The organism is Streptomyces sp. CBMA156, from assembly GCF_014596515.1.
GTDB lineage: Bacteria > Actinomycetota > Actinomycetes > Streptomycetales > Streptomycetaceae > Kitasatospora.
In genome coordinates, this window is the sequence record NZ_MSJQ01000215.1 from 1 (window position 1) to 25000 (window position 25000).

Here is a 25000-nt window from a genome sequence, read left to right on the forward strand (position 1 = left end):
ACACGGCGGCGTGCGGCGGCACGGCGCGGGAACACGGCCGGAGCGCACGCCCCCCAGTGATCCGGTCCTGGCAGCGCCAGCGAGCCGGTCCGGTACACCCGCGGTGATCCGCCGCGGCACACCGCGCGACACACCCCCGAGAACGGCCCGCAGGCCCACCCTCCGTACGGGACCGCCGTACGGACCGTAGCCGCGCCGGGCACCCGGCGGCTATCGTGCTCGACGGCGGGCGCCCCTGCGGGACGCCGCTCCGATTGCGTGTCCACACCCTCCCGCCGGACCACCCCCCGACCGGGCGGTCCGGCGCGCCGCCCGTGGCCCGAGCCGTGCCCGGCGGCCCCCGACGCAGCGAGGAGACACCGAGCATGACCGTCTACCAGCCCCCCGGCACCCCCGGCAGCATCGTCGCCTACCGCTCCCGGTACGAGCACTGGATCGGCGGCGGATGGACGCCCCCGGTGCGCGGCGAGTACTTCGGCAACCCGACCCCGGTCACCGGCGAGGTGTTCACCGAGGTCGCCCGCGGCACCGCCGAGGACGTCGAGGCCGCCCTGGACGCGGCCCACGCCGCCGCCCCCGCCTGGGGCCGCACCCCGGTCGCCGAGCGGGCGCAGGTGCTGCTGCGGCTCGCCGACCGGATCGAGGCCAACCTGGAGCAGCTGGCCGTCGCGGAGAGCTGGGAGAACGGCAAGCCGGTGCGCGAGACGCTGGCCGCCGACCTCCCGCTCGCCGTCGACCACCTGCGCTACTTCGCCGGTGCGCTGCGCGCCCAGGAGGGCAGCCTCTCCCAGCTGGACGAGGACACCGTGGCGTACCACTTCCACGAGCCGCTGGGCGTGGTCGGCCAGATCATCCCGTGGAACTTCCCGATCCTGATGGCGATCTGGAAGCTCGCCCCGGCGCTCGCGGCCGGCAACGCGGTGGTGCTCAAGCCCGCCGAGCAGACCCCGGCCTCGGTGCTGCTGCTCGCCGAGCTGACCGCCGACCTGCTGCCGCCCGGCGTACTCAACATCGTCACCGGCTTCGGCGAGGAGGCCGGCGCCCCGCTGGCCGCCAGCCCCCGGATCCGCAAGCTCGCCTTCACCGGCGAGACCACCACCGGCCGGCTGATCGCCCGCTCGGCGGCCGACAACCTGATCCCGGTCACGCTGGAACTCGGCGGCAAGAGCCCCAACCTGTTCTTCGCGGACGTCGCCGCCGACTCGGACGCCTTCTACGACAAGGCCGTCGAGGGCTTCGCGATGTTCGCGCTCAACCAGGGCGAGGTCTGCACCTGCCCCAGCCGCGCGCTGATCGAATCGTCGATCTACGAGCGGCTGCTGGCCGACGGCCTCGACCGGGTGCGGGCGATGCGCCAGGGCGACCCGCTGGACACCGAGACCCAGGTCGGCGCGCAGGCCAGCGTGGAGCAGCTGAAGAAGATCCTCTCGTACTTCGAGATCGGCCGGGACGAGGGCGCCAAGATCCTGGTGGGCGGCGAGCGGGCCGACCTCGACGGCGCGCTGGCCGGCGGGTACTACGTGACGCCGACGGTCTTCGAGGGCGACAACGCGATGCGGGTCTTCCAGGAGGAGATCTTCGGCCCGGTCGTCTCGGTCACCCGCTTCGACGGCTTCGACCAGGGCGTCACCCTCGCCAACGACACCCAGTACGGGCTCGGCGCGGGCGTCTGGACCCGCAGCCTCAACACCGCCCACCGGGCCGGACGCGCCATCCAGGCCGGACGGGTCTGGACGAACTGTTACCACGCCTACCCGGCCCACGCGGCCTTCGGCGGCTACAAGAACTCCGGCATCGGGCGGGAGAACCACAAGGCGCTGCTGGAGCACTACCAGCAGACCAAGAACCTGCTGGTCAGCTACTCCCCCGACGCGGTCGGCTTCTTCTAGGCCCGTCCCGCCCGGGCGGGCTCCCGCCGGGGGTCCCTGGTGCGAAAGCGGAGTGGGAGGCCCGAGGGCCTCCCACTCCTTCGCCACTCCCCGTGGCGGGCTCCGGGGGCGAACCGCCTGTTCCGGGGATCAAAGCACATGAATGCGGCCGATTCACCGACGCGCCGCCGACATGCCGCCGACATGCCCGGACGGCCCGCGCGAACGCCGTAGAACAGGACTCCCCCGACCCGTCGCCCTCTCCGGGAGTCCCCCGTGACCATCGCCGCCGCCAACCTCAGCGACCCCGTCGTCCGCGCCGTCGTCACCGCGATCAACGCGGGCGACCGAGCCGCCTTCGTCGGGCTGCTCACCGAGGACGCGACCATGTCCGACGACGGCTCCGACCGGGACCTGCCCGACTGGATCGACCGTGAGATCTTCACCGCCCACGGCCGGATGAACGTCCAGACCGAATCGGACGGCGGCCGCGCACTGGTCGCCACCTTCACCAACGACACCTGGGGCGAGATGCGCACCGCCTGGCGCTTCACCGTCGACGCCGGGAAGGTCACCCGCTTCGAGACCGGCCAGGCCTGAGGCTACCGGTCGAGCCCCAGGCACCCCCGCACCGCGCGGATCAGGTTCCGCGAGCGGACGTCCCCGGTGACGCCCGGCTGCATGCCGTTGGTGACGTAGCCGAAGCCCAGCCCCAGCTCCGGGTCGGCGAAGCCCAGCGAACCGCCCCGCCCCGGGTGGCCGAAGCTCGCCGGGGAGGCCATCGGCGCGGTCGGGCCGTGCCGCCAGAAGCCGAGGCCGAAGGTCGAGTTGACGATCAGCACCCGGTCCGGGCCGCTCACCACGGGACCGACCGCGCGGGCCAGCACCTCGGGGCCGAGCAGCGGCGGCAGCAGCGCACCGGAGCCGTCCGTACGGTCGGCCGCGCCGATCAGCGCCGCGTAGAACCGGGCCAGCGACCGGGCGGTGCCGATGCCTCCGGCGCCGGGGATCTCGGCGGCCTGCACCGCCGGGTCGTTGAGGTCCACCCCGGGACGCACCGAGGCGAAGGAGCGGGCGGTCAGCGAGGCCGGGTCCTGGTAGGCGTCCCGGACCGACTGCTTGGGCCGCAGCCGCAGCCCGCTCGGACCGGTCCTGGCCGCCTCCGGAGCCGGCAGGTCGACCAGCCTGCCGACCCTGGGGGCCACGCCGGCCGGCAGCCCGATCCACAGGTCCAGCCCGAGCGGCCCGGCGACCTCCTCCGCGAAGTACCGGCCTGCCGTCCGGCCGCTCACCCGCCGCACCACCTCCCCGACCAGCCAGCCGAAGGTGTAGGGGTGGTAGCCGTGCGCGGTGCCCGGTTCCCAGGCGGGCGCCTGCGCGGCGACCGCGGCGGCCGCGCGCTCCCAGGTGAGCACGTCCTCCAGCCGCAGCGGCACGTCCAGCGCGGGCACCCCGGCCTGGTGCGAGAGCAGCCAGCGCACCGGCACCGCGCCCTTGCCCGCCGCCGCGAACTCCGGCCAGTACGAGGCCGCGGGGGCGTCCAGGTCGAGCAGTCCGCGCTCGGCGAGCAGCAGCGCGGTGGTCGCGGTCAGACCCTTGGTGACCGAGCGCAGCACCTGCGCGGTGTCCGCCGTCCACGGCACCGCGGGGGCCGGCCTGCCGCCGACCTCGGGACGGGCGTCGCCGCCCCACAGGTCGACCACCTTGCGACCGCGCACGTACAGCGCGAAGGCCGCGCCCAGTTCGCCGTAGTCGGCGAAGTTCCGTACGAAGGCCGCCCGTACGGGCTCGAACCCTTCGGCCGTCTCGCCCCAGACCTCCACCACGCGCGCCGTCCTCGACCAGTTCCGCTGCTTCTCGTGCCATGCACGTTCGACCACGATCCCCTTCGACCGAAACCGGACCGAAATTCGATCGAACCGAGCGCCGAAACCCTAACCTGTCCACCATGACCAACCCTGCCGAAGAACTCCTGGACGTCGTCGACGAGCACGACCGCGTGATCGGGACCGCCCTGCGCGGCGAGGTGTACCGGCGCGGGCTCACCCACCGCTGCGTCTTCATCCTGGTCCGCGACCCGGCCGGGCGGATCTTCGTCCACCGCCGTACCGACACCAAGCTGTTCGCCCCCGGCGCGTACGACATGTTCGTCGGCGGAGTGGTCGGCTCCGGCGAGACCTACGTCGAAGCCGCCGTCCGCGAGGCCGAGGAGGAACTCGGCGTCCAGGGCATCGCCCCGCGCCCGCTCTTCAAGTTCCTCTTCGAGCAGGACCGGCTCTCCTGGTGGTTCGACATGTACGAGGCCGAGTGGGACGGCCCGGTCTCCCCCCAGCAGTCCGAGGTCGCCTGGCACGCCTGGCTCACCGCCGCCGAACTCGACGACCGCCTCGCCCGTGACGCCTTCGTCCCCGACGGCCTGGAGGCCTACCGCCGCTACCTGGACCTCCGGGCGGCATAGGCCCACCCGGCCTCGGCGTTCGAGCCGGGGCCTGCGGGCGGGGGCCTGCCTGGGGAGCGGCGGCCCCCTGGCTCCACCGGAGGGCCATCGACGAACTAGGGTGGCGCGCATGGCCTCCCGTACGCCGTCGCCGACGGCCGACCGCGCAGCTCGGACCTCCGCATCCGCCCGGGCGGCGGCGGGCGAACGGCCGCGTCGGCGGCTGAGCGTGGACGAGCGGCGGGAACAGCTGATCGCCGTGGCGCTGGAACTGTTCAGCCGGCGCCCGCCGGAGGAGGTGTCGATCGACGACATCGCCGCCGCGGCTGGTGCCTCCCGGCCGCTGGTGTACCACTACTTCCCCGGCAAGCAGGCGCTGTACGAGGAGTCGCTGCGGCGGGCCGGGCAGGAGCTGTCGGCCCGGTTCGAGGAGCGCATGGAGGGGCCGCTGTCGGAGCGGCTGTACCGGGTGATGGGCCGCTACCTGGACTTCGTGCAGAGCCACGGGCCCGGCTTCGCCGCACTGCTGCGCGGCGGCTCGGTGGCGGCCAGCGCGGGCACCTCGGCGGTGATCGACGACGTGCGGCGGGCCGCGCAGGAGCAGATCCTGGCCCATCTGGCCGTCCCCGCGCCGAGCGTCGGACTGCGGCTGACCGTCCGGGCCTGGATCGCCAACGCCGAGATCACCTCGCTGGAGTGGCTGGCCGAGCGCTCCGTGCCGCTGGAGGAGCTCCAGCTGCACCTGGTGCAGGAGTTCGTCGCGGCGCTCGCCCTCACCGCCGCCCGCGAGCCGGTGCTCGCGGCCGAACTGGCCTCCTTCTTCGCCGACGAGCGCCCGGACGGCCCGACCGGACGCCTGGTGCGGGACCTCGCCGGGCTGTTCGCCGTGCCGGGGATCGTCGAGGCGGTCACCGCGCTTGCCGCGGACGCCCCGGAGGACGGGTCCGCGCAGGCCACCGGCGCCGCTGCCGGTGCCGTCTCCGAGTGACCGGGAGCGGTCGTCCGATTTGATCATCGGGTCATCCTGCGGTTCGGTCAGGACAGTGGGCTCTGATAGGAATGAGCCGGGATCTGACGACACGCCGCCGCGGCGGGCCCGGTCCCACCCGAACCACCGGCGGCAGACGGAGCAGAGCGGGGGGCTCACCAGGTGACCCAGGACGTCCAGTTCAGCGCGGAGACCAATCCCTTCGCGGCAGCGGAGCAGGTCTGCGCGACCCTCGGCACCCTCACCGACGCCCTCTTCGACGAGCAGACCTCCCGCCATCCGGCGGCCTCGCTGAGCGCCCCGCGGACGGTCGAACACCCTGCCGCCGAGGCGCTGTTCGGCCTGCCGCTGGCCCCCAACGGCCCGGTGCACAGCGCCCTCGGCCGGCTCGGCACGGTCACCACCGCGGGCACCGCCCGTCCTGGCACCGGCGCGCGGCTCACCGACCGGGTGGTCGCCGCGCTCCAGACCCGCTACGGCGGCGGCGCGGTACGCGGTGCCATCGCCGACCGGGGCACCACCTCGGCCGCGCTCTTCCAGCTGCCGGTCACCGGCGAGTTCGCCGACGCCAAGCTGCGCCCGCCGTTCGCCCCGGCGCTGGCCGCGCTGGCGGCCGGGCAGCAGACCCGGCAGCCGGTCGAACTGCCCACCGGCGCGGGCACCGAGGTCCGGCTCGTCGTGCCGCCCGGCTTCCACGCACTGACCTCCCCCGGCGGCCCGCCCGGCGTCTCCGTCCGCACGGTGCCGCCGCTTCCCGACGACGCGGAGCGGACCGACGGTGCCGCCCCGGCCACCGTGGCGGCCGCCGAGGAACTGGCCCGGCACCTGGCCGAGGTCTCCGAGGAACTGTTCAGCGCCACCGGCCCGGAACCCCGGCGGGACTTCGCGGTGATCTCCGCCACCCTCGCCGACCTGGTCCGCGACGCGGGCGTCGTGTACGCCGGCGTCTGCGCCCTGGAGCTGGACGACCGTGCCTCGGACGCCTCCCTCGTCGTCTCGCTCGCCCGGCACCCGCTGCCGATCACCGCGCTCGCCACCGAACTGGCCACCGTCCGGCGGCACGCCGAGGTGTGGACCGTCCTGCTGCCGGCCGGGCCGGCCGCCGTCCTGGTCGAGGGCCGGACCGTCCCGGTGCCGGGGCCGCTGACCGCCGACGGGCAGCGGCGCTGGGTGGTCACCTCGGCCGTCCAGGCCTTCGTACCGCTGCCGGACGGCGGGACGGTGCTGTGCGCCCAGCTGTCCACGGCGCGGCCGGAGGACTGGGAGCTGTACACGGAGGCGTTCGCGGAGCTGCTGAAGAGCATCCAGTTCGGCTGGGACGGCGTACCCGCGCCGACCGCTGTGGCCGGCCACGTTCCGGCGCCTGCGCCTGCTCCTGCGCCTCTTCCGGTGTCGACGCGGGATTCCGCTCCGGCCGTCGAGGAGGTGCCGGAGGCGGAGGAGGTGCCGGTGCACCTGCGCGGCACGCCGGTACGGGTGCCTCCGGCGGACTTCAACCCCTTCGCGCCGGTCGCGGAGTTCTCCGCCGCCACCGAGGGCGATGCGGGGCCGGACGCCGGGGACCGGCTGAAGGGCACGCCGGTGATGATCCCGCCGCCGGACTTCAACCCCTTCGCCTTCGGCGACCTCCCGGAGCTGTCGGGCGACGCGCCCGCCGCCCGTCCCGACGAGGCCGCTCCGGTCGCCGCGGTCGCCGACCCGTTCGGCACCACGGTCGCGGGCGAGCAGAAGGCCGACCCGTTCGGCACCACCGTCTCCGCTCAGGGGCCGGCGGTCCCGCCGCCACCCTCGGTACCGCCGGTCATCCCGGCCCCTGCCCTGCCCGCCGCCGAAGCGGCCGCGCGGGGTCCGGAGCAGAGCGAGAGCGAGGAGGAGCCGGCCCCGCGCAAGGGCACTCCGGTGATGATCCCGCCGCCGGACTTCAATCCCTTCGCCTTCGGAGGCCTTCCGGACCTGTCCGCGGCCGAACCGGAGCCGGCGGACGAGGCGGACGCCGAGCCGGAGAACCGCCCGTTCGGCTGAGCCGGAGCCGGGGTACCGCCGTGCACGGACGCGGCGAGCAGGCGGCAGCGAACAGGTGACAGCCGACAGATTTCAGATAACAGATTTCAGCGAACAAAAGATGAAATCTGTCGGCTGTTCGCTGTCACCTGCTACCCGTCACCCCGCCGCTCGATCACCGAACCGACCCCGTCCAGCATCCGCGCCATCCCGAACTCGAACAGCGCCTCCAGGCTCATGTCGATCTCCGGCCCCCGGTTGAGCGCGTCGAACATCGGGAACTGCTCCGGATTCGCCATCAGCCGTTCGTGGTCCTCGTCGTCCACGCGCTCCATCCACTCGTCCGCGGACAATCCGCTGTCCTGCTCGGCCTGGGCCTCCCTCTCGAAGTGGACGGCCAGCCCGCACACGAACGCCGCCAGGGCCACAGCCGTCTGGGCCATCTCCTCCCAGCTCAGCCCCCGCTCCGCCAGGACGGCCATCGACCGCTCGGTGTGCAGTGCGGCGTCCGGCGCCAGCACCGGACGGGTGAAGGACATCGTGGAGGCCAGCCACGGGTGCCGGCGGTAGATCCGCCACTGCAACCGGGCGACCGTCTCCAGCCCCTCCCGCCAGTCCGACGCCGGCGGCTCGGGCAGCGGCTGCTCGCCGAAGGCCATGTCCATCATGAACCGCAACAGCTCGTCCTTGCTGGGCACATGGCGGTAGAGCGACATCGTCGCGACCCCCAGCTCGGTCGCCACCCGGCGCATCGACAGCGCCGCCAGCCCCTCCTCGTCCGCCACCCGGACCGCCGTCACCACGATCCGCTCCCGGGTGAGGTCGCGCTCGCCACCGGCCCCCACCCGCCGCGCCCCGGCGGGCTCGGCCAACAACCGGCCGTCCCCGTGCGCTGTCTGCTGCGGCACCTCCCGCGACGGCCGTTGCGGCGCCGGCTGGGATTGCCTCGCCCGGCCCACCGCCGGCTCTGGCTTCCCGGCCACCACCGTGCCCACCCCCGGGACCGCCCGGACGAGCCCTTCCTCCCGCAGACGGTTCAGCACCTTGGTCGCCGTGGCCATCGCGACGCCCCACTCCCGGGTGATCCGCCGGGTGGAGGGCAGCCGAGCCCCCGGTGCCAACTCCCCCACCACGATGCGCCGTCGAAGCTCGGCCGCGATCCGCTCCGAGGGACTCCCGCTCTCAGTCACCCAATCCCACCACCCACCAACCGACCAACTGCCTCAGCATCGAACCTGGTTGAAACGCGAGGCATCAACCACCGTCCACCACCGCCAAGTTCACCCGCGACCCGCAACCGCAACCCAGTCCAGCCGACCCAGCCGCTCCCGTCCCCGGCCGCAAACCCGGCCTCAGCCCGCCCGCCGAGCCAGGTGCACCACGTCCGGCACCCCTCGGGCCACCGGAATCTCGTGCGTCACCACGTCCGAGAACCCCGCCGCCCACAGCGCCTCCTCGAAACCCGCCGAAGGCCGCGCACTCCACACTGCCAGCACCCCGCCCACCCGCAGCCGATGCCACAGCACCGCGAGCCCGTCCGCGCCGTACAGCCCGTCGTTGGACTCGGTGACGGTCCAGTCCGGCCCGTTGTCGATGTCCAGGCACAGCGCGTCGTAGCGCGCGCCGTCCGCCGCCGCGAGGTACTCCAGCAGGTCGGTGTGGAGCACCTCGACCCGCTCGTCGTCCAGCGCACCACCCGAGAAGGCTCCGAGCGGGCCGGTCCGGTGCCAGTCGATGATCGCGGTCTCCCGCTCGACGATGGCGATCCGCCCCCAGCGCGGCTCGGCCGCCGCGTACGCCAGCGAGAAGCCGACCCCGAGACCCCCGATCAGCACCGACGGCCGCTCTGCCCGGTCGCCGGTACGGGCGACGGCACCAGCGCCGGTACGGTCCAGCTCGTCCAGGGCGGCCTGCACCAGCAGCCGCTCCGAGCGCCCGTCGGCGGTGTCCATCAGGAAGCAGCCGTTGGCGATGATCTCGAAGTCCCGACCGCGTTGCCGGAGCACCACCTCGCCGTACGGGCCCTCCCGCCGGTCGAGCGTGACGACGGCCTCCTGGCCGTCGCGTCCGGGCAGTCCGGTGGTCATCCGTCCTCCTTGGCGAACCCGGCGACCGCAGGCAGGTGCAGGCAAACGCCGGCGGACTCGGGCGAATTCGAATGCGGGGCCGCCCTGCCCGTACGGGCAGGGCGGGCACCCGCCCGACAATAGCCGAGTCCGCACCCCGGCCCGTCAGGTCGTGACCAGCACTCCCGCGTACGAGACTCCCGCGACGACCACCCAGGAGCCGAGCCCGAGCAGGGCGATCCGCCCACCGGTGCGCGCCATGGTCGGCAGGTGCACCGCACTGCCGAGGCCGAACAGCGCGGCGGCCAGCAGCAGGTTCTGGGCGTCCGCGGCGAGGCCGAGCGCCCGCTCGGGCAGCACCCCGGTGGTCCGCAGGGCGATCATCGCCAGGAACCCCGCCACGAACAGCGGCACGATCGGCGGACGGCGGTCGGTCTTCCCCGACTTCTCACCCGCCCCGCCACCGAGCGCGCCCTCCGCAGCCCCCGCACCCGCACCCGCACCCGCACCCGCACCCGCCGCAACTGCCGAGGCCGCCCGCAACCGCCGCCGCACCGCCACGGCCACCCCCGCGACCAGCGGCGCCAGCAGCACCACGCGCATCAGCTTCACCAGCACCGCCTCCCGCAGCGCCCCGGCCCCGCCGGTCTGCCCGGTGGCGACCACCTGTCCCACGTCGTGCACGCTCGCCCCGACCCAGCGCCCGAACTCCACCTCGCCGAGCCCGAGCGGGTGCTGGAGCAGCGGCAGCACGGCGATCGCCAGCGTCCCGCACAGGGTGACCAGCGCCACCGAGGCCGCGACGTCCTCCTCCTCGCTGCCCGCCGCCTGGCTGACCGCGCCGATCGCCGAGGCCCCGCAGATCGAGTACCCGGTGGCGACCAGCAGCGGCTGGTCCCCGGGCAGACCGAGCCGCCGGCCCAGCCAGAGCGTGCCCGCGAAGGTGGCCGCGACCACGGTGAGCACCATGGCGACGGTGGCCCAGCCGAGGCCGAGCACGTCGCCCAGGCTGAGCTTCAGCCCGAGCAGGACGATCCCGAGCCGCATCAGCCGCTTCCCGGCCGTCGACAGCCCCGGCCTGGCGATCCCGCGGACCACCGGGCGCAGCCCGGGCAGGTGGGCCGCCAGCATGCCGAGCAGCACGGCGGCCGTGAGCTCGGGCACGGCCGGAACCAGTGCGTGGACCCCGAGGGCGGCGGCCACCCCGAGGGCCGCGAGCAGCAGGCCGGGAACGTCCCCGCGCAGCGGGGGCAGCGAGCCGGTGCGGACGGCGCGCTGGCGGAGGGTCAGTGCCACGCCGCGCTCACTGCTCCCGGTCGGCGGGCAGCCGGTAGACCCGCCGGATGCTGGTGCCGAGCCGCGAGACGTCCGCGCCGTACACGTGGATGGAGATCGCCGTGCTGCTACAGGAGTTGCGCACCAGGTGGATGTCGCCGGGCGGAGCGAAGGCAGCCACGGTGCCGGCCGGGCCGGCCACGTGCTCGGTCTCGACCAGCCGGGCGGTGGGGCCTTCGGAGACCAGCCGGTAGCGGGTCTCGCTCTCCTGCCCCTGGTGGACACCGGCCACGCACCAGGAGACGTGGTCGTGGATCGGGGTCTGCTGCCCGGGCAGCCACACCAGGGCGACGACGGAGAAGCCGCCGTCCTCCTCGGCGTGCAGGACGTGCTGGCGGTAACGCTGCGGGTCGCCCTCGCACTGGGCGGCGGTGAGCAGCGCGTCGGGCCCGTCCGGGGCGGCGAGCAGGTGCGGGGCGAGGCGCTCGCCGACCAGGTAGGCGGTGAGCTCCGGCGGGAGCCCGCGGTCCACGACGGCGCGGATCTCACTGATCAGCGCGGTCATCCGCTCGGTGAGCCGGTCGCTGCCGACCGTGGCTGAGGGTGTCATGCCAACAGGTTCGAACCCATGGACCCATCACGTCCAAGGAGGATTCCTAAGCAATCCCCCCATCCGTGCTTATGGGTCAGCAGCCGACCCGGCTCGCCGCCGCCTGCCGGAGGTGGTCCAGCACCAGCCCGGTGGCGGGGAGCCGACGGTGCTCGCGCAGCACGTACGCGCTCACCTGCCGCCGCAGGTGCGGTTCGACGGCCCGCCCGGTGACCTTGCGGTGGCACATGAAGGAGAGCACCAGCGCCGGCATCAGCGCGATCCCGACCCCGGCGGCGACGAGTGACTGCACCGCGAGGTTGTCGTCGGTGGAGAACACGATGTCCGGTGCGAAGCCCTCCTCGGCGCAGACGTGCAGCAGGTTGGCCCGGCAGCGCGGACAGCCGGCGATCCAGCGCTCGCCGTCGAGGTCGGCCAGCCGCACGGCGTGCCGGCGGCCGAGCGGGTGCCCGACCGGCAGCAGCACGGTGAGCAGGTCCTCCATCAGCGGGATCTCGTCCAGCCCGTCCGGCACCTCGGTGGCCCCGCCCGGGTAGCGGAAGGCCAGTGCGATGTCGCACTCCCCGCGCAGTAGCCGCTGGACGGAGTCCGGCGGCTCGGCCTCCAGCAGCTCGACCCGCACGCCGGGGTGCTCGGCCAGCAGCCGGGCCATCGTCTCGGGTATCAGGGTGGCGTTGGCGCTGGGGAAGGCGCAGACCCGTACCCGGCCGGCGCGCAGCCGGGCCAGCGCGGCGAGCTGCTGCTGGGCGGCGGACATGCTGCCGAGGATCAGCTCGGCGTGCCGGGAGAGTGCCTCGCCCGCCTCGGTGAGCCGCAGTCCGCGTCCGGCACGGGTGAACAGCGGGACTCCGACGGTGCGTTCGAGCGCCTTCATCTGCTGGGTGATGGCGGGCTGGGTGTAGCCGAGCTCACGGGCGGCGGCCGAGTACGAGCCGGCCCGGACCACTTCGTGGAACGTCCTGATGTGCCGCGAATCGAACACCGGCTCCATGACCCCTCCCACCCGACCCACCGACTCCGGTCAGCGCCCCGCGGGCACCCTTTCGGCGTCCGAGAATCATAAGAGGAATTTGGAGGTACCGGCCCCGACCCCACCCGCACCTTTGGTTCAGCCCCGAACCAGGCTGCTCACTGCTGCGCCGACGGCGGCAGCCCCATCGACACCCCGGCCTTGACCACCGGCGCCCCGCCGCGCACGCTCGGACTGCGCCGGCTGCGCCGCTCCACGAAGCGGGCGAGCCAGGAGAGCAGCAGACACATGCCGATGTAGATCGGCGCGATCACCATCACCACCGGGATGAACGGCAGGTCGTAGTCCAGGTTGGTGGCGATCAACTTGCCCGCGTGCAGGAACTCCTCGTAGGTGATCAGGAAGCCCAGCGAGGTGTCCTTCAGCGCGACCACCAGCTGGCTGATGATGGCCGGCAGCATCGCCCGGACGGCCTGCGGCACCAGCACGTAGGTCATCACCTGGGTCTTGCGCATCCCCAGCGCGAACGCCGCCTCCCGCTGCCCCCTGGGCACCGCGAGCACGCCGGCCCGGAACACCTCGGCCAGCACCGAGCCGTTGTAGAGCACGAGCCCGGAGACGAGTGCCCAGAGCGGCTGCACCTTGAGCGCGACGAAGACGAAGAAGATCATCACCAGCACCGGCATCGCCCGGAAGAACTCCACCACCAGCGTGGCGAACCAGCGCACCACCCGGTGGTCGGAGAGCCTCCCGGCGGCGAGCAGCGCGCCGAAGGGCAGCGCGAACAGCACCGTCCAGCCGAAGGCCTTCAGGGTGTTGCCGAGCCCGCGCAGCAGCAGGTCCTGCACGCCCCGGTACTCGAAGGGCTGCCACTTGGCGGACGTGAACTGGTGGGTGTGGAACAGCATGTAGACCACCCAGCCGATCACCGCCGCGATCAGCAGCAGCGCGATCCCGCCGTACAGACGGTGCCGGGCGAGCGCCTTCGGTCCTGGGATGTCGTACAGCGCCGAGGATTCGACCGTCATCGGGACACCGCCACTCGTCGTTCCAGCAGGTTGAAGACGGCGCTGACGGCCAGGGTGATGATCAGGTAGCCGACGGCGATCCAGACGAAGGTCCAGATGATGCTGTAGCCCAGTTCGTTGATGGTCCGGTAGGTGCCCAGCAGTTCGGTGACGCTGAACGAACCGGCGATCGCGGTGTTCTTCGCCAGCGCGATCATCACACTGCCGATCGGCGCCACCACCGAGCGGTACGCCTGCGGCAGCACCACCAGGCTCATCGTCTGCCCGAAGCTCATGCCGAGGCTGCGGGCCGCCTCACCCTGCCCGGTCGGCACCGTGTTGATGCCCGAGCGCATCGACTCGCAGACGAAGGCCGAGGTGTAGCAGCCGAGCGCGAGCACCGCGAAGGTGTAGAAGGGCATCGTGATGTCGAACCGGGGCAGACCCAGCACCACGATGAAGAACAGCAGGGTCAGCGGCGTGTTGCGCAGCAGCGTCACCCACAGCGTGCCGAACACCCGCAGCGGCTTGACCGGCGAGACCCGGAAGCCCGCGATCAGCACGCCCAGCACCAGCGCCAGCACGGCGCTCACCACGAACAGCGAGAGCGTGCCGAGGAACCCGTCCCAGTAGGTCGACCAGTTGTCGGTCAGCGTTTTCACGGCGCGGCCCTCTCAGTACCGGTCGATCTGCGGCGGGGTCGGCGCCGGCTCCCCGGAGAGGCCGAGCGTCGCCTCGAAGGCCCTCTGCCAGTCGCCGTTCCGCATGTGGTGCTCCAGCGCGTCGTTGATCGCGCCGCGCAGCACGGTGTCGTTCTTCGGCACCCCGATCCCGTACGGCTCGGTCGAGAACAGCGGGCCGACCACCTTGAGCTCGTCCGGCACCTTGGCCGCGTAGCCGAGCAGGATCGCGTTGTCCGTGGTCACCGCGTCGACCTGGTTGGTGATCAGGTTGTCCACGCAGGCCGAGTAGGTGTCGTATCCGATCAGCCTGGCCTTGGGGAACTTCGTCTGGATGCGCTGGTACGGCGTCGAGCCGGCCGCCGAGCAGACCTTCTTGCCGTCCAGGTCCTCCGGGCCGTGGATGGTGGTGTTGTTCTTGCGCACCAGCAGCGACTGCCCGGCGATGAAGTACGGACCGGCGAAACCGACCAGCTTCTTCCGGTTGTCGTTGATGGTGTAGGTGCCGACGTAGTAGTCCACCTGGCCGTTCTGCAGCGCGGTCTCGCGGTTGGCCGAGGCGATGGTCTTGAACTGGATCCGGTCCGGCGGGAAGCCCAGCGAGGCGCCGACCATCTTGGCGATCTCGATGTCGAACCCGGAGTACACCCCGGTGGCCGGGTTCTTCTGCCCCAGGTACGGCTGGTCCTCCTTGGCGCCGACCACCAGGTGGCCCCGGCTGCGGGCGGCGTCCAGGGTCGGGGAACCGGTGATCGCGGAGGCGTCCTGCACCTGGTAGCTGGGCAGGGCGCTGGGCTGCGGGCCCTTGGGCGGCGGGGTGCCCGGCTTGCCGCAGCCCGCCGCCAGCGCGGTGAGCAGCAGGACGGCGGCGAGCACGCGCCCGCCCGCCCGCGCCCGCGCGGCGGGCCTCCTCGCGGGCCCCGTCACGGGCGTCGTCTGACGGTTCACGGCGCCGCCTCAGTGCTTCAGGATCTTGGACAGGAAGTCCCGGGCGCGCTCGCTCTCGGGGGCGCCGAAGAAGTCCTCCGGGGCTCGGTCCTCGAGGATCCGGCCGTCGGCCATGAAGACCACCCGGTTGGCGGAGGCCCGGGCGAAGCCCATCTCGTGGGTGACCACGACCATCGTCATGCCCTCGCTCGCGAGCTGGCGCATGACGTCCAGCACCTCGTTGATCATCTCGGGGTCGAGTGCCGAGGTGGGCTCGTCGAACAGCAGCGCCTTGGGATCCATCGCCAGCGCGCGGGCGATCGCGACCCGCTGCTGCTGCCCGCCGGAGAGCTGGGCCGGGTACTTGTCGGCGTGCGCGGCGAGGTCCACTCGCTCCAGTAACGCGCGGGACTTGCTCTCCGCCTCCGCCTTGGACCGGCCGCGGACCTTGATCTGGGCTAGCGAGACGTTCTGCAGCACGGTCCTGTGCCCGAACAGGTTGAAGGACTGGAACACCATGCCGACCTCGGCGCGCAGCCTGGCGAGGCCCTTGCCCTCCGCGGGCAGTGGCTGGCCGTCGATCAGGATGGTGCCGTTCTCGATCGGCTCCAGCCGGTTGATCGCCCGGCAGAGCGTGGACTTGCCGGAGCCGGACGGGCCGATGACCACGACGACCTCGCCGCGCCCCACCGTCAGTTCGATGTCCTGCAGCACGTGCAGGTCCCCGAAGTGCTTGTTGACCCCGCGCAGCTCGATCAGTGGGGTGAAGCCGGAGGCACCGGCCGGGGCCGGCCCGGGAGCTGCGGTCACTTGTTGCGCCGTCCCTTGAGCAGCCAGCCCAGGGCGACGCCCGCGATCAGGGTGGCCAGCAGCGCGATCCAGAGCGGCGCGGTGACGGTGAAGACCCAGAACTGGATCTTGACCTTGTCGAGGTTGGCGAACAGGAACCACACGGCGAGGACGACGATGACGCCGATCCCGATGTAGCGCGTGGGAATTCCGCCGATCTCACCGCGCGAGGATCGGGACGAGCTGTCTGAAATCTTGGTCACCGGAGCAGTCTGCGGGCCGGAGCACCGATTTGCCCGGTTACGCGCCCCTACGGGCCAGGGAGTAACCCGTACGGGTCAATCCGACCCGTACGGGTTTGACAACACTCCGACCCGCCGCTGAGGATCACCTGTTCGACCGGCCGCGACCTCTCGTCCCGACCTCTACCGCTCGTCCCGCCAGGACCGCCAGAGCGCCGCGTACGGTCCGCCGGCCGCGACCAGCTCCGGGTGGCTGCCGTACTCGCTGATCCGCCCGCCCTCGACCACGGCGATCACGTCCGCGTCGTGCGCGGTGTGCAGCCGGTGGGCGATCGCGATGACCGTCCGGCCCTCCAGCACCCGGGAGAGCGAACGCTCCAGGTGGCGCGCGGCCCTCGGGTCGAGCAGCGAGGTGGCCTCGTCCAGCACCAGGGTGTGCGGATCGGCCAGCACCAACCGGGCCAGCGCCAGTTGCTGGGCCTGCGGCGGGGTGAGCGAGGTGCCGCCGGAGCCGACCTCGGTGTCCAGGCCCTCCGGCAGCGCGTCCACCCAGCCCCCGGCGTCCACCGCGTCCAGCGCGGACCGCAGCTCAGTGTCGTCCGCGTCGGGTGCGGCCAGCCGCAGGTTGTCCCGCAGGGTGCCGACGAAGACGTGGTGCTCCTGGTTCACCAGGGCGACCTCCGCGCGCACCCGCTCGGCCGGCATCCGCGCCAGCGCCGCCCCGCCGAGGGTCACGCTGCCGCGGCCGGGCGCGTAGATCCCGGCCAGCAACCGGCCGAGGGTGGACTTGCCCGCCCCGGACGGTCCGACCAGCGCGACCCGGCTGCCCGGGGCGACGTCCAGGCTGATCCCGTGCAGGACGTCGACTCCCTCGCGGTAGCCGAACCGGACGTCCTTCGCCTCCACCCGGCGGCCGTCGGGCCGGACGGACTCGTCCCCCTCGTGCTCCGGCACCTCGCGCACGCCGACCAGCCGGGCCAGCGAGGCCTGGCCGATCTGGAGCTCGTCGTACCAGCGCAGGATCAGGTCCACCGGGCCGGTCAGCATCTGCGCGTAGAGCACGCCGGTGGTCAACTGGCCCACGGTGATCCAGCCTCGGATGGTGAACAGCCCGCCGAGCACCATGGTGGCGAGCACTGCCAAGGTGTAGACCGCGTCGATGGTCGGGAACCAGACCGAACGCAGCCACAGCGTGTAGCGCTCCCATGCCAGCCACTCGCGCAGCTTGCGGTCGGTCAGCCGGACCCGCTGGTCCCCCAGTCGCAGCGCCTCGACCGTCCGCCCGGCGTCCACCGTCTCGGCCAGCACGTTGCTCACCGCCGCGTACCCGGCCGACTCGCTGCGGTAGGACTGCGGCGCACGCCGGAAGTACCAGCGCGAGCTGACCAGCAGCAGCGGCAGCCCGACCAGCGAGGTCAGCGCGAGCAGCGGCGAGGTGACCACCAGCGCGCCGAGCACCAGCAGCAACGACACCACGGCGACGGCGAGTTCGGGCACCGCCTCGCGCACCGACTTGTCCAGTCGGTCGACGTCGGTGGTGCCCCGCGAGACCAGGTCCCCGGTACCGGCCCGCTCCAGCACTCCCGTCGGCAGGGCCACCGAGCGGACCAGGAAGTCCTCGCGCAGGTCGGCCAGCACCCGCTCACCGAGCACCGCGCCGCGCATCCGCGACCACCCGGTGAACGCGGCCTGTGCCACCAGCGCCAGCAGGTACCAGGCGACCGCCACCGTGACGGTGGACCCGACGGTGCCGGTGGCCGGCGACTCGACCAGCCTGCCGAGCACCCAGGGCCCGACCAGCCCCGCCACCGTGGCCACCGAGTGCAGCCCCACCACCGTGGAGAACCCGGCGCGATGTCGCCGCGCGAGCAGCATCAGATAGCCGCGCACGGCGGCCGGGGAGCCGACCGGCAGGGTGGCGGCCGGCCCCTGCTCCTCCTGGACGGGGGGCTTCATGACGTACTCCTCGCTTGCTGCCTGGAAGGGAAGTCGACGACGGTCCTCATACGGCCCCACCCACCGGCTGAACCGCCTCCTCCTCGCGGGTGACCACGGCCCGGTAGGCCGGCTCGCTGCGCATCAGCTCGCGGTGCCGCCCGGCCGCCGCGACCCGGCCCTCGTGCAGCAGCACCACCCGGTCCGCCTGGTCGAGCAGCAGCGGGCTGGTCGCGAAGACCACGGTGGTGCGGCCGGCCCGAACGCCCCGCAAGCCGGTGGCGATCATCGACTCGGTGTGCGCGTCCACCGCACTGGTGGGCTCGTCGAGCACCAGCACCGGCGGGTCCGCCAGCAGCGCTCGGGCCAGGGCGAGCCGCTGGCGCTGGCCGCCGGAGAGCGAGCGCCCGCGCTCGGTGATCCGGGCGAGCATCGGGTCTCCCCCGCACTCCGGGGAGCCCTCCACCAGGGCCGCCAGCACATCGTCGGACCTGGCCGCCGCCAACGCCTCGGCGGCCGGGACCCGCCCCGAGGACGGGATGTCGAACAGCTCGGCCAACGTGCCGGAGAGCAGCACCGGCTCCTTGTCGTGGACCAGCACCGCTGCCCTGGCCTCGGCCAGCGGCACCGCGTCCAGGTCTGTGCCGCCGAGCCGCACGGAGACCTGGGCCCGTTCGCCCTCGGCCCGCGGGACGTGGCCACCGAGCCGCTCGGCCAGCGCCCCGGCGAAGTCCGGGTCACCGCAGACCACCGCGGTCAGCTCTCCCGCCCGCGCGGTCAGGCCGCTCTCCGGGTCGTACAGGTCGGCCTTCTCCGGCCTGGCCGGCGTGACCTGCCCGGCAGACTCCGACGGGACCTGCCCGTCGGACCCGGCCGGCGGGACCGGCGGGACTTCGGCCGCTCCACCGGTCCGGTCGAGCGAGAGCACCCGGACCGTCCGCCCCGCGGAGACCCGGGCGACGCTCCAGGCGTGCGCGGCCTCGCCCAGGATCCGCAGCGGCGCGGCCAGGAACGCCGTCGCGCCGTACACGGCGATCAGGGTGCCGACGGCCAGCTCGCCGGAGGCCACCAAACGGGCGCCGTACCAGGTGACGCCGACCACGAACAGGCCGGGCAGCAGCACCTGCTGCGCCTGCATCAGCGACCAGATCCGGGCCGAACGGACCGCCGCCACCCGGACCTTCTGGGAAGCGGCCCGGTACCGCTCCAGGAACAGCTCCTCGCCGCCGATGCCGCGCAGCACCCGCAGCCCCGCGACCGTGTCGGCCGCCAGCTCGGTGGCCTTGCCCCCGAGGGCCCGCTGCTCCTCGTAGCGCCGCTCGAACGGCCCGATCAGCGGCCAGACGGAGGCCGCCAGCACCGGAACACCGAGCAGCACCCCGGCTCCGAGCACCGGATCGACCATCAGCACCGCGACGCTGACGGCCAGCCAGACGGCCACCGCTGACCTCACCCGGGCGACCAGCTCGACGTACCAGCCGATCCGCTCAACGTCCCCGCTGCCCACCGCGACAACCTCGCCGGTGGCGATCCGGCGGGACAGCCCGGCCCCGAGGTCCGAGGCCTGACGTGCCACCAACTGCCGCACGTGGGTGGCCGCGTGGATCCAGTTCCAGACTGCCTGACGGTGCGCCATCACGGCGCCGAGGGCGGCGCCCGCACCCAGCAGCAGGAGGAGGGCGCCCGATCGCCAGATTCCGCCGGAATCACCGTCCACCGCGGCCTGCACACCGAACCCGAGCGGTACCGGCAGGGCGGCCTGACACCCCATCTCGATCAGCGTCCAGCAGGTGGCGAGTAGTTGCCCGCGGCGCTGGCTGCGCTGCAACCACCGCAGGAATGCGAGGGGCGAGGAGAGATCGGGACTGCCGGGGTCGGCCAGCGGCAGGGGGGTGAGCAGCATGACACTCCGATACGAGCGGTGCGAGGGTGCGGGAGCACGGGGAAGCAGGGTGACGGGGCACACGGCGTGTGTGACGGCCAGGCGACGCAGCGGCCCGGCGGCGCGACGGCACGGCGACGTCGACGACGCGTCCGGAGGAGACACCGGACGGAAACGGGATGGACGCGAAGGGCCGGGAAGTCAGGAGGTCATGGCCGCGAGCCTGCCAAGCCCCGCGCGATCCGCGCAACGGGTTTTCCGCCGCGGCCGCCCGGCACCCCCGCACTCCCCCACCCGTCAGGGCCCGCACGCCCCCCGCGCGCCGGGTCCGCACGCCCTGCGCACACCCCCCTCACAATCCCGCGCCCGGGCTCCCACCAGGGCGTTCTCCGTCCCCCCTCCGTCCGGTAGCCGCCCCGGGCAAACCCCCGCAAAGCTTCACCCAAGATTCGCCCGTTCGGCGGGAACAATCACACCCGGGCACCAGTTGCCCCCACTGGAACAACTGGACGACCAGGAGGGCACCCCTTCCCGTGAGCATCATCCCCACCGTCACCCTCAACGACGGCGCGCAGATCCCGCAGCTCGGCTTCGGCGTGTGGCAGGTCCCGGACGCCGAGGCCACCCCCGCCGTCCGCGCCGCGATCGAGGCGGGCTACCGCTCGATCGACACCGCCGCGATCTACGAGAACGAGACCGGCACCGGCGCGGCGATCACCGAGGCGCTGGCGGGCGGCGTGGCCCGCGAGGACCTCTACGTCACCACCAAGCTGTGGAACTCGGGCACCCGCGACTGGTCCGGCGAGCAGGGCCGCGACGCGGTGCTGCGCGAGTTCGACGCCTCGCTGGCCAAGCTCGGCCTCGACTACATCGACCTGTACCTGATCCACTGGCCGCGCCCGATGCACGGCAGCTACCCGAACGTGTGGAAGGCCTTCGAGCAGCTGAAGGCGGACGGCCGGGTCAAGTCGATCGGCGTCTCCAACTTCGGCACCGAGCAGCTGACCCGTCTGCTGGAGGAGGCCTCCGTCGCCCCGGCCCTGAACCAGGTGGAGCTGCACCCGTACTTTCCCCAGACGGAGCTGCGCGCCTTCCACGCCGAGCACGGCATCGCCACCGAGGCGTGGAGCCCGCTGGGCCAGGGCAAGGACCTGCTCGCCGAGCCCGCGCTGGTGAAGGTCGCCGAGAAGCACGGCCGTACGGTCGCCCAGGTGGTGCTGCGCTGGCACCTCCAGAGCGGTGTGATCGCCATCCCGAAGTCGGTCACCCCGTCCCGGATCCGCGAGAACCTGGACGTCGCCGGCTTCGAGCTGGACGCCGAGGACCTCGCGGCGATCGCCGCCGTGGCCACCGGCAAGCGGATCGGTCCGGACCCGCAGGAGTTCGACTGGAACTGACACCAGGTCCGGGGGCCCGGCCCCCGGACCCTCCGCCGGTCTGACGTCCGGTCATACGAAGACCGCCCGCACCCCCTTCGGGAGCGGGCGGCCTTCGGCGTACCCCGATCCGCCGGAGCCGACGGCCGTGGGACCCCGGTGTTTTGGCGAATCGTTTTGGCTACTGCGGCGAAAGTTTGACCTAGAGCCTGGCCGCCTTCGCGATGAGCGCGAGTGCAGCCTCGTGCTCCTCCACTTCCAGCGGTGCCAGCAGCAGTCGCTGGACCTCGGCCACCCCAGCGGCCGAGCGGTGCAGCAGGTCCTGTCCCGCCGGTGAGAGCGAGAGCAGGTTGCGCCGTCCGTCCGAGGGGTCGCGCCGGCGCTGCACCAGACCACGGCGCACCAGCCGGCTCACCATCTCGGCCATCGTGGCCTTGTCCAGCGAGGCCAGCTCGCCGACCGTGCGCTGGTCGGCGCCCGGTTCCAGCTCCAGCGCGTCCAGCACCGCGTACTGCGGAGCCGTCAGCTCGGCGCCCACGTGCTCCGACCAGAGCTTGGTGTGCACCTGCTGGCTCACCCTGATCAGGTAGCCGATCGCCCGCTGGGCGTCCAAGATCGGCCGCGCGTCAGTGATGACGGCGACCGCCGCGGGTTCCAGCCTGGCTATCTTGGCCATCACCCGGACGATCTCGACCTGCTCCTCCGCCACGAGCGGTTCGAACAGGACGCGCTGCACGCGGACCACACCACCGGTGGCCTCGCGCACCGCCTGGGCGCCGCTCTGCGAGAGCGCCAGCAGCTTGCGCCGGCCGTCGGCCGGGTCTCGCCTGCGCAGCACCAGGCCGCGGCGGACGAGCCGCGCGACCATCTCCGCCATCGTGGCCTTGTCCAGCGAGGCGCGCTCGCCCACCGTCCGCTGGTCCGCACCCGGTTCGAGGGCCAGGACCAGCAGCACGGCGAACTGCGGAGCCGTGAGATCGGCTCCGACGTGTTCGGACCACAAGCGGGTGTGAACCTGCTGTGCCACGCGAATGAGGTGTCCGGGCGACTGCTGCAGTCGCGCAGACACGCGGGTTGTCGGGATCTCCCCCAGCACCATGTATCCGTCCCGATGTCACACCCGGTGTGTGTGGGACACCCGGGTGGGGCAGTAACGGCGAGTGGGCGTCCAGCTATGAGGGAGGGCGCTCCAGCCGTGCAGCCGGTGGCTGCTGGCGGACACTATACAAACGGCGGGCCCTTGCTGGCAGGCAGGGGCGGATAGTAGACGCAGGTTCGGCAACATTGGCATATTTACGAGCTGCGAAGGCCTTGCAGTAACCCGTTCTCAGCAGAAAGCCGACCGGTCGGTCCTTACCCACCGTCACCTGCGTCTCTCGTCCCTGGCCGCCCTCCCTACCCGCCGGTAGGGTGTGGCCACCCTCACCGGGGGTTCTCCCCGGAAGGCAATCCAGAGAGAGACGAGAGCGAGCATGACCGAGCAGAGCACCGCCCCCCGGGTCGCCGTCGTCACCGGCGCGGCCCGCGGCCTGGGCGCCGCCACCGCCGCCCGATTGGCCGCCGACGGCTACGCGGTCGCCGTCCTGGACCTGGACGAGGCGGCCGGCCAGGAGACCGTCGACCGGATCACCGCGGCCGGCGGCCGGGCCCTGGCGGTCGGCGCCGACGTCTCGGACGCCGAGCAGGTCCGGACCGCCGTCGACCGCGTGGCCGCCGAACTCGGCGCCCCGGTCGTGCTGGTCAACAACGCGGGCGTGCTCCGCGACAACCTGCTCTTCAAGATGTCCGAGTCCGACTGGGACACGGTCATGAACGTTCACCTCCGCGGCGCGTTCCTGATGACCCGCGCGGTGCAGAAGCACATGGTCGACGCCGGTTTCGGCCGCATCGTCAACCTGTCCTCCTCCTCGGCCCAGGGCAACCGCGGCCAGGCCAACTACTCGGCCGCCAAAGCCGGTCTCCAAGGCTTCACCAAGACTTTGGCCATCGAGCTGGGCAAGTTCGGGATCACCGCCAACGCGGTCGCCCCCGGCTTCATCGCGACCGACATGACGGCCGCCACCGCGGCCCGGGTCGGCATGGACTTCGAAGACTTCAAGCGGGCCGCGGCCTCGCAGATCCCGGTCCAGCGGGTCGGTCGGCCTGAGGACGTCGCCCACACCATCTCGTTCCTCGCCAGCGAGGGCGCCGGCTTCGTCTCCGGCCAGGTGATCTACGTCGCGGGCGGCCCCCTCGACTGAGCACGGAACCTACACAGGGTTACCACGGAGTGGGAAGCCGGTCGCACCGGCCTCCCACTCCGTTTCCTTTACCGGGGCTTTTGCAGAATCATTCGACCACCACACTGACATTCGATACCGGAATAGTGGAAATCACCCAGCGGACCGTCCGAGGTCGACCCGATTGTCGATTTCCCGGGAAAATGACAATTACCACCGGAATAGCCCTGTCCGGATGGGTAAGGTCACCCCGTGCAATCCAGAAGTACCCCCGTTCCCTTTCCGCGCCAGGGGCCGGAGCGCCGCACCGCCCAGACCGGCAGCCGGGTGCGCCCCGCACCCTCCGGCACCCTCACCCCGATCGGCCCCGACCACCGCGAGCCCGGCTGGCCCCCGATGAGCCGGCGGCAGGCGGCCCTGCTCTCCGTCACTCTCGGCGGGTACCTGCTCGTCCTGGCCGGAGTCCTGCTGAACACCGCCCTGGTCGACCTCGACTGGTCGGTCCGCCTGCTGCGCCCCTACGAGCGGTGGCCCCGGCTGGAGCCGCTGCTCGACACCTGGGTGGTCGCCGGACAGCGCGGCCCGTCGGCGATCGCGGCCTTCGCCTGGCTCGGCTGGCGGGCCCACAGGATCGGCCGACTGCGCCCGCTGCTGGTCATGGGCATCGCACTGCTGTTGCTCAACGTCACCGTCGGCGCGGTCAAGATCGTCACCGGCCGGCTCGGCCCGCACTACGCCCAGTACGTCGGCTCGCCCGAGCTGTTCTCCGGCGGCACCATCTTCCCCTCCGGCCACACCGCCAACGCGGTGGTCACCTGGGGCGTGCTCGCCTACCTGGCCGTCCGCTGGCGGCGCACCGGCGCGCTGATCGCCGCCGCCACCGCCTGCTCGATCGGCCTGACCACGGTCTACCTGGGCACCCACTGGGTCACCGACGTGCTGGCCGGCTGGGCCGCAGGACTGCTCGTGCTGCTCTCCCTGCCGCTGCTGGAACCCCTGGTCGCCGCGGCCGAACGGCGCCTCCACCAGCGCTTCGTCCACCGTCGCTTCGTCCACCGCCACCCGCCGTACCGGTCCCGGGCCGCGCGGGTACCCGCGCAGCGCGACACGAGCCCCGCGCCTACCCCTCCCAGCTGCGCTCGACCACACCGTTGCGCACCGCGAGGTTGAGCCGTCCCTGCCGGTACTCCATGGTCATCAGCTCCCCCGGCTCCAGCACCCGGACCGAGGCCCAGCCGTGCCGCCGGGCCAGCTCCCTGGCCCGCTCGATCCGCAGCCCCGCGTAGCCCTCGGCGTCCTCGCCGGCCGCACCCGACCCCGCCGAACCCCTCGCGTCCGGACCCGACATCGCGCCTCCCCCGGCTCTCGTCCTCGGACGTACGCTGGAATCGTAGCCCGACCCGCGCGGTCCGGAGGTGAACGGCATGCGCACCACCACCCCGCGACGGTGGCGCAGTGGCACCGAGCCCGCCACCGCGCGCAGCGCCCTCAGGCTCCGCTACCTGCTCTCGCTCACCTTCACCCCGCTGTTCGCGCTGGCCACGGTGGGCTTCGCCGTCTGGGCTGCCGCCTCTCCCGCCCACGGCGCACCCGGCCGGGGCACCCTCACCGGCTTCGCGGTGGCCTGCGGCCTGCTCACCCTGTTCGCCGCCGTCGATCTGGTGGTGGTCATCCGGCGCCGCCGGAGCGAACTCTGACGCGGTGTCTCCCACGGAGTGGGAAGCCGGG

General features: G+C 72.8%; 24 protein-coding genes. 9 read left to right on the forward strand and 15 right to left on the reverse strand.

What is annotated here, in order from left to right; translation table 11 throughout:
- The first annotated feature begins 365 nt into the window (after positions 1-365).
- Positions 366-1889 (forward strand): aldehyde dehydrogenase family protein, encoded by a 1524-nt coding sequence (locus BU198_RS18005; RefSeq protein WP_188297888.1) that lies wholly within the window; start codon positions 366-368, stop codon positions 1887-1889.
- Between the two features lie 255 nt (positions 1890-2144).
- Positions 2145-2468 (forward strand): nuclear transport factor 2 family protein, encoded by a 324-nt coding sequence (locus BU198_RS18010; protein WP_188297889.1) that lies wholly within the window; start codon positions 2145-2147, stop codon positions 2466-2468.
- A gap of 2 nt (positions 2469-2470) precedes the next feature.
- Here the strand turns inward: BU198_RS18010 and BU198_RS18015 are convergent, their stop codons facing one another.
- A complete protein-coding gene (locus BU198_RS18015; RefSeq protein WP_188297910.1) occupies positions 2471-3694 on the reverse strand; it encodes a serine hydrolase domain-containing protein in 1224 nt (407 codons plus the stop codon).
- A 122-nt stretch (positions 3695-3816) separates the two neighbouring features.
- Between BU198_RS18015 and BU198_RS18020 the strand changes: the two genes are divergently transcribed.
- The 3 genes from BU198_RS18020 to BU198_RS18030 all read left to right on the forward strand — a co-directional run bounded on the left by BU198_RS18020 (position 3817) and on the right by BU198_RS18030 (position 7315).
- On the forward strand, positions 3817-4326 hold the full coding sequence (locus BU198_RS18020) for an NUDIX hydrolase (RefSeq protein WP_188297890.1): 510 nt from the start codon (positions 3817-3819) through the stop codon (positions 4324-4326).
- Between the two features lie 109 nt (positions 4327-4435).
- A complete protein-coding gene (locus tag BU198_RS18025) occupies positions 4436-5293 on the forward strand; it encodes a TetR/AcrR family transcriptional regulator (RefSeq protein ID WP_188297891.1) in 858 nt (285 codons plus the stop codon).
- A 162-nt stretch (positions 5294-5455) separates the two neighbouring features.
- Positions 5456-7315 (forward strand): hypothetical protein, encoded by a 1860-nt coding sequence (locus tag BU198_RS18030; protein WP_188297892.1) that lies wholly within the window; start codon positions 5456-5458, stop codon positions 7313-7315.
- Between the two features lie 131 nt (positions 7316-7446).
- Here BU198_RS18030 and BU198_RS18035 read toward each other — a convergent pair whose 3' ends face one another.
- From BU198_RS18035 to BU198_RS18090, 12 genes are all read right to left on the reverse strand, one after another.
- Positions 7447-8484 (reverse strand): TetR/AcrR family transcriptional regulator C-terminal domain-containing protein, encoded by a 1038-nt coding sequence (locus tag BU198_RS18035; RefSeq protein WP_188297893.1) that lies wholly within the window; start codon positions 8482-8484, stop codon positions 7447-7449.
- 162 nt (positions 8485-8646) lie between these two features.
- Complete coding sequence (locus BU198_RS18040) at positions 8647-9381, reverse strand: spermidine synthase (protein ID WP_188297894.1); 735 nt, start codon at positions 9379-9381, stop codon at positions 8647-8649.
- Between the two features lie 144 nt (positions 9382-9525).
- Positions 9526-10650 (reverse strand): YeiH family protein, encoded by a 1125-nt coding sequence (locus BU198_RS18045; protein WP_223244568.1) that lies wholly within the window; start codon positions 10648-10650, stop codon positions 9526-9528.
- A gap of 13 nt (positions 10651-10663) precedes the next feature.
- Complete coding sequence (locus BU198_RS18050) at positions 10664-11245, reverse strand: cysteine dioxygenase family protein (protein ID WP_188297896.1); 582 nt, start codon at positions 11243-11245, stop codon at positions 10664-10666.
- A 76-nt stretch (positions 11246-11321) separates the two neighbouring features.
- Positions 11322-12227: a LysR family transcriptional regulator gene (locus BU198_RS18055; RefSeq protein ID WP_188297911.1), complete on the reverse strand. Its 906-nt coding sequence runs from the start codon at positions 12225-12227 to the stop codon at positions 11322-11324.
- A 146-nt stretch (positions 12228-12373) separates the two neighbouring features.
- Positions 12374-13243: an amino acid ABC transporter permease gene (locus BU198_RS18060; protein ID WP_188297897.1), complete on the reverse strand. Its 870-nt coding sequence runs from the start codon at positions 13241-13243 to the stop codon at positions 12374-12376.
- Complete coding sequence (locus BU198_RS18065; RefSeq protein ID WP_188297898.1) at positions 13240-13884, reverse strand: amino acid ABC transporter permease; 645 nt, start codon at positions 13882-13884, stop codon at positions 13240-13242. Before BU198_RS18065 ends, BU198_RS18060 begins: the two co-directional genes overlap by 4 nt.
- Positions 13885-13896: 12 nt before the next feature.
- Positions 13897-14778: a glutamate ABC transporter substrate-binding protein gene (locus tag BU198_RS18070; protein ID WP_188297912.1), complete on the reverse strand. Its 882-nt coding sequence runs from the start codon at positions 14776-14778 to the stop codon at positions 13897-13899.
- 81 nt (positions 14779-14859) lie between these two features.
- Positions 14860-15588 (reverse strand): amino acid ABC transporter ATP-binding protein, encoded by a 729-nt coding sequence (locus BU198_RS18075; RefSeq protein WP_188297913.1) that lies wholly within the window; start codon positions 15586-15588, stop codon positions 14860-14862.
- Between the two features lie 47 nt (positions 15589-15635).
- A complete protein-coding gene (locus BU198_RS43830) occupies positions 15636-15881 on the reverse strand; it encodes a LapA family protein (protein WP_188297899.1) in 246 nt (81 codons plus the stop codon).
- Positions 15882-16043: 162 nt separating this feature from the next.
- On the reverse strand, positions 16044-17816 hold the full coding sequence (locus tag BU198_RS18085; protein WP_188297900.1) for an ABC transporter ATP-binding protein: 1773 nt from the start codon (positions 17814-17816) through the stop codon (positions 16044-16046).
- Between the two features lie 46 nt (positions 17817-17862).
- Complete coding sequence (locus BU198_RS18090; protein WP_188297901.1) at positions 17863-19698, reverse strand: ABC transporter transmembrane domain-containing protein; 1836 nt, start codon at positions 19696-19698, stop codon at positions 17863-17865.
- 512 nt (positions 19699-20210) lie between these two features.
- On the opposite strand from BU198_RS18090, the gene BU198_RS18095 reads away from it, so the two are divergent.
- On the forward strand, positions 20211-21074 hold the full coding sequence (locus tag BU198_RS18095; protein WP_317620181.1) for an aldo/keto reductase: 864 nt from the start codon (positions 20211-20213) through the stop codon (positions 21072-21074).
- Positions 21075-21255: 181 nt separating this feature from the next.
- On the opposite strand, the gene BU198_RS42235 is transcribed toward BU198_RS18095, so the two are convergent.
- Entirely contained in the window at positions 21256-22080 is an 825-nt protein-coding gene (locus BU198_RS42235) for a MarR family transcriptional regulator (protein ID WP_317620182.1), read from the reverse strand.
- A gap of 445 nt (positions 22081-22525) precedes the next feature.
- Here BU198_RS42235 and fabG point away from each other — a divergent pair, with 445 nt between their 5' ends.
- Complete coding sequence (fabG, locus tag BU198_RS18110) at positions 22526-23293, forward strand: 3-oxoacyl-ACP reductase FabG (protein WP_188297903.1); 768 nt, start codon at positions 22526-22528, stop codon at positions 23291-23293.
- A gap of 231 nt (positions 23294-23524) precedes the next feature.
- On the forward strand, positions 23525-24442 hold the full coding sequence (locus BU198_RS18115) for a phosphatase PAP2 family protein (protein WP_317620183.1): 918 nt from the start codon (positions 23525-23527) through the stop codon (positions 24440-24442).
- Here BU198_RS18115 and BU198_RS18120 read toward each other — a convergent pair.
- Positions 24393-24620, reverse strand: a complete 228-nt coding sequence (locus tag BU198_RS18120) for an I78 family peptidase inhibitor (RefSeq protein WP_188297904.1) — start codon at positions 24618-24620, stop codon at positions 24393-24395. The two genes, BU198_RS18115 and BU198_RS18120, sit on opposite strands and share 50 nt — an antisense overlap.
- A gap of 76 nt (positions 24621-24696) precedes the next feature.
- Between BU198_RS18120 and BU198_RS18125 the strand changes: the two genes are divergently transcribed.
- Complete coding sequence (locus BU198_RS18125) at positions 24697-24969, forward strand: DUF6343 family protein (protein ID WP_188297905.1); 273 nt, start codon at positions 24697-24699, stop codon at positions 24967-24969.
- Positions 24970-25000 lie beyond the last annotated feature (31 nt).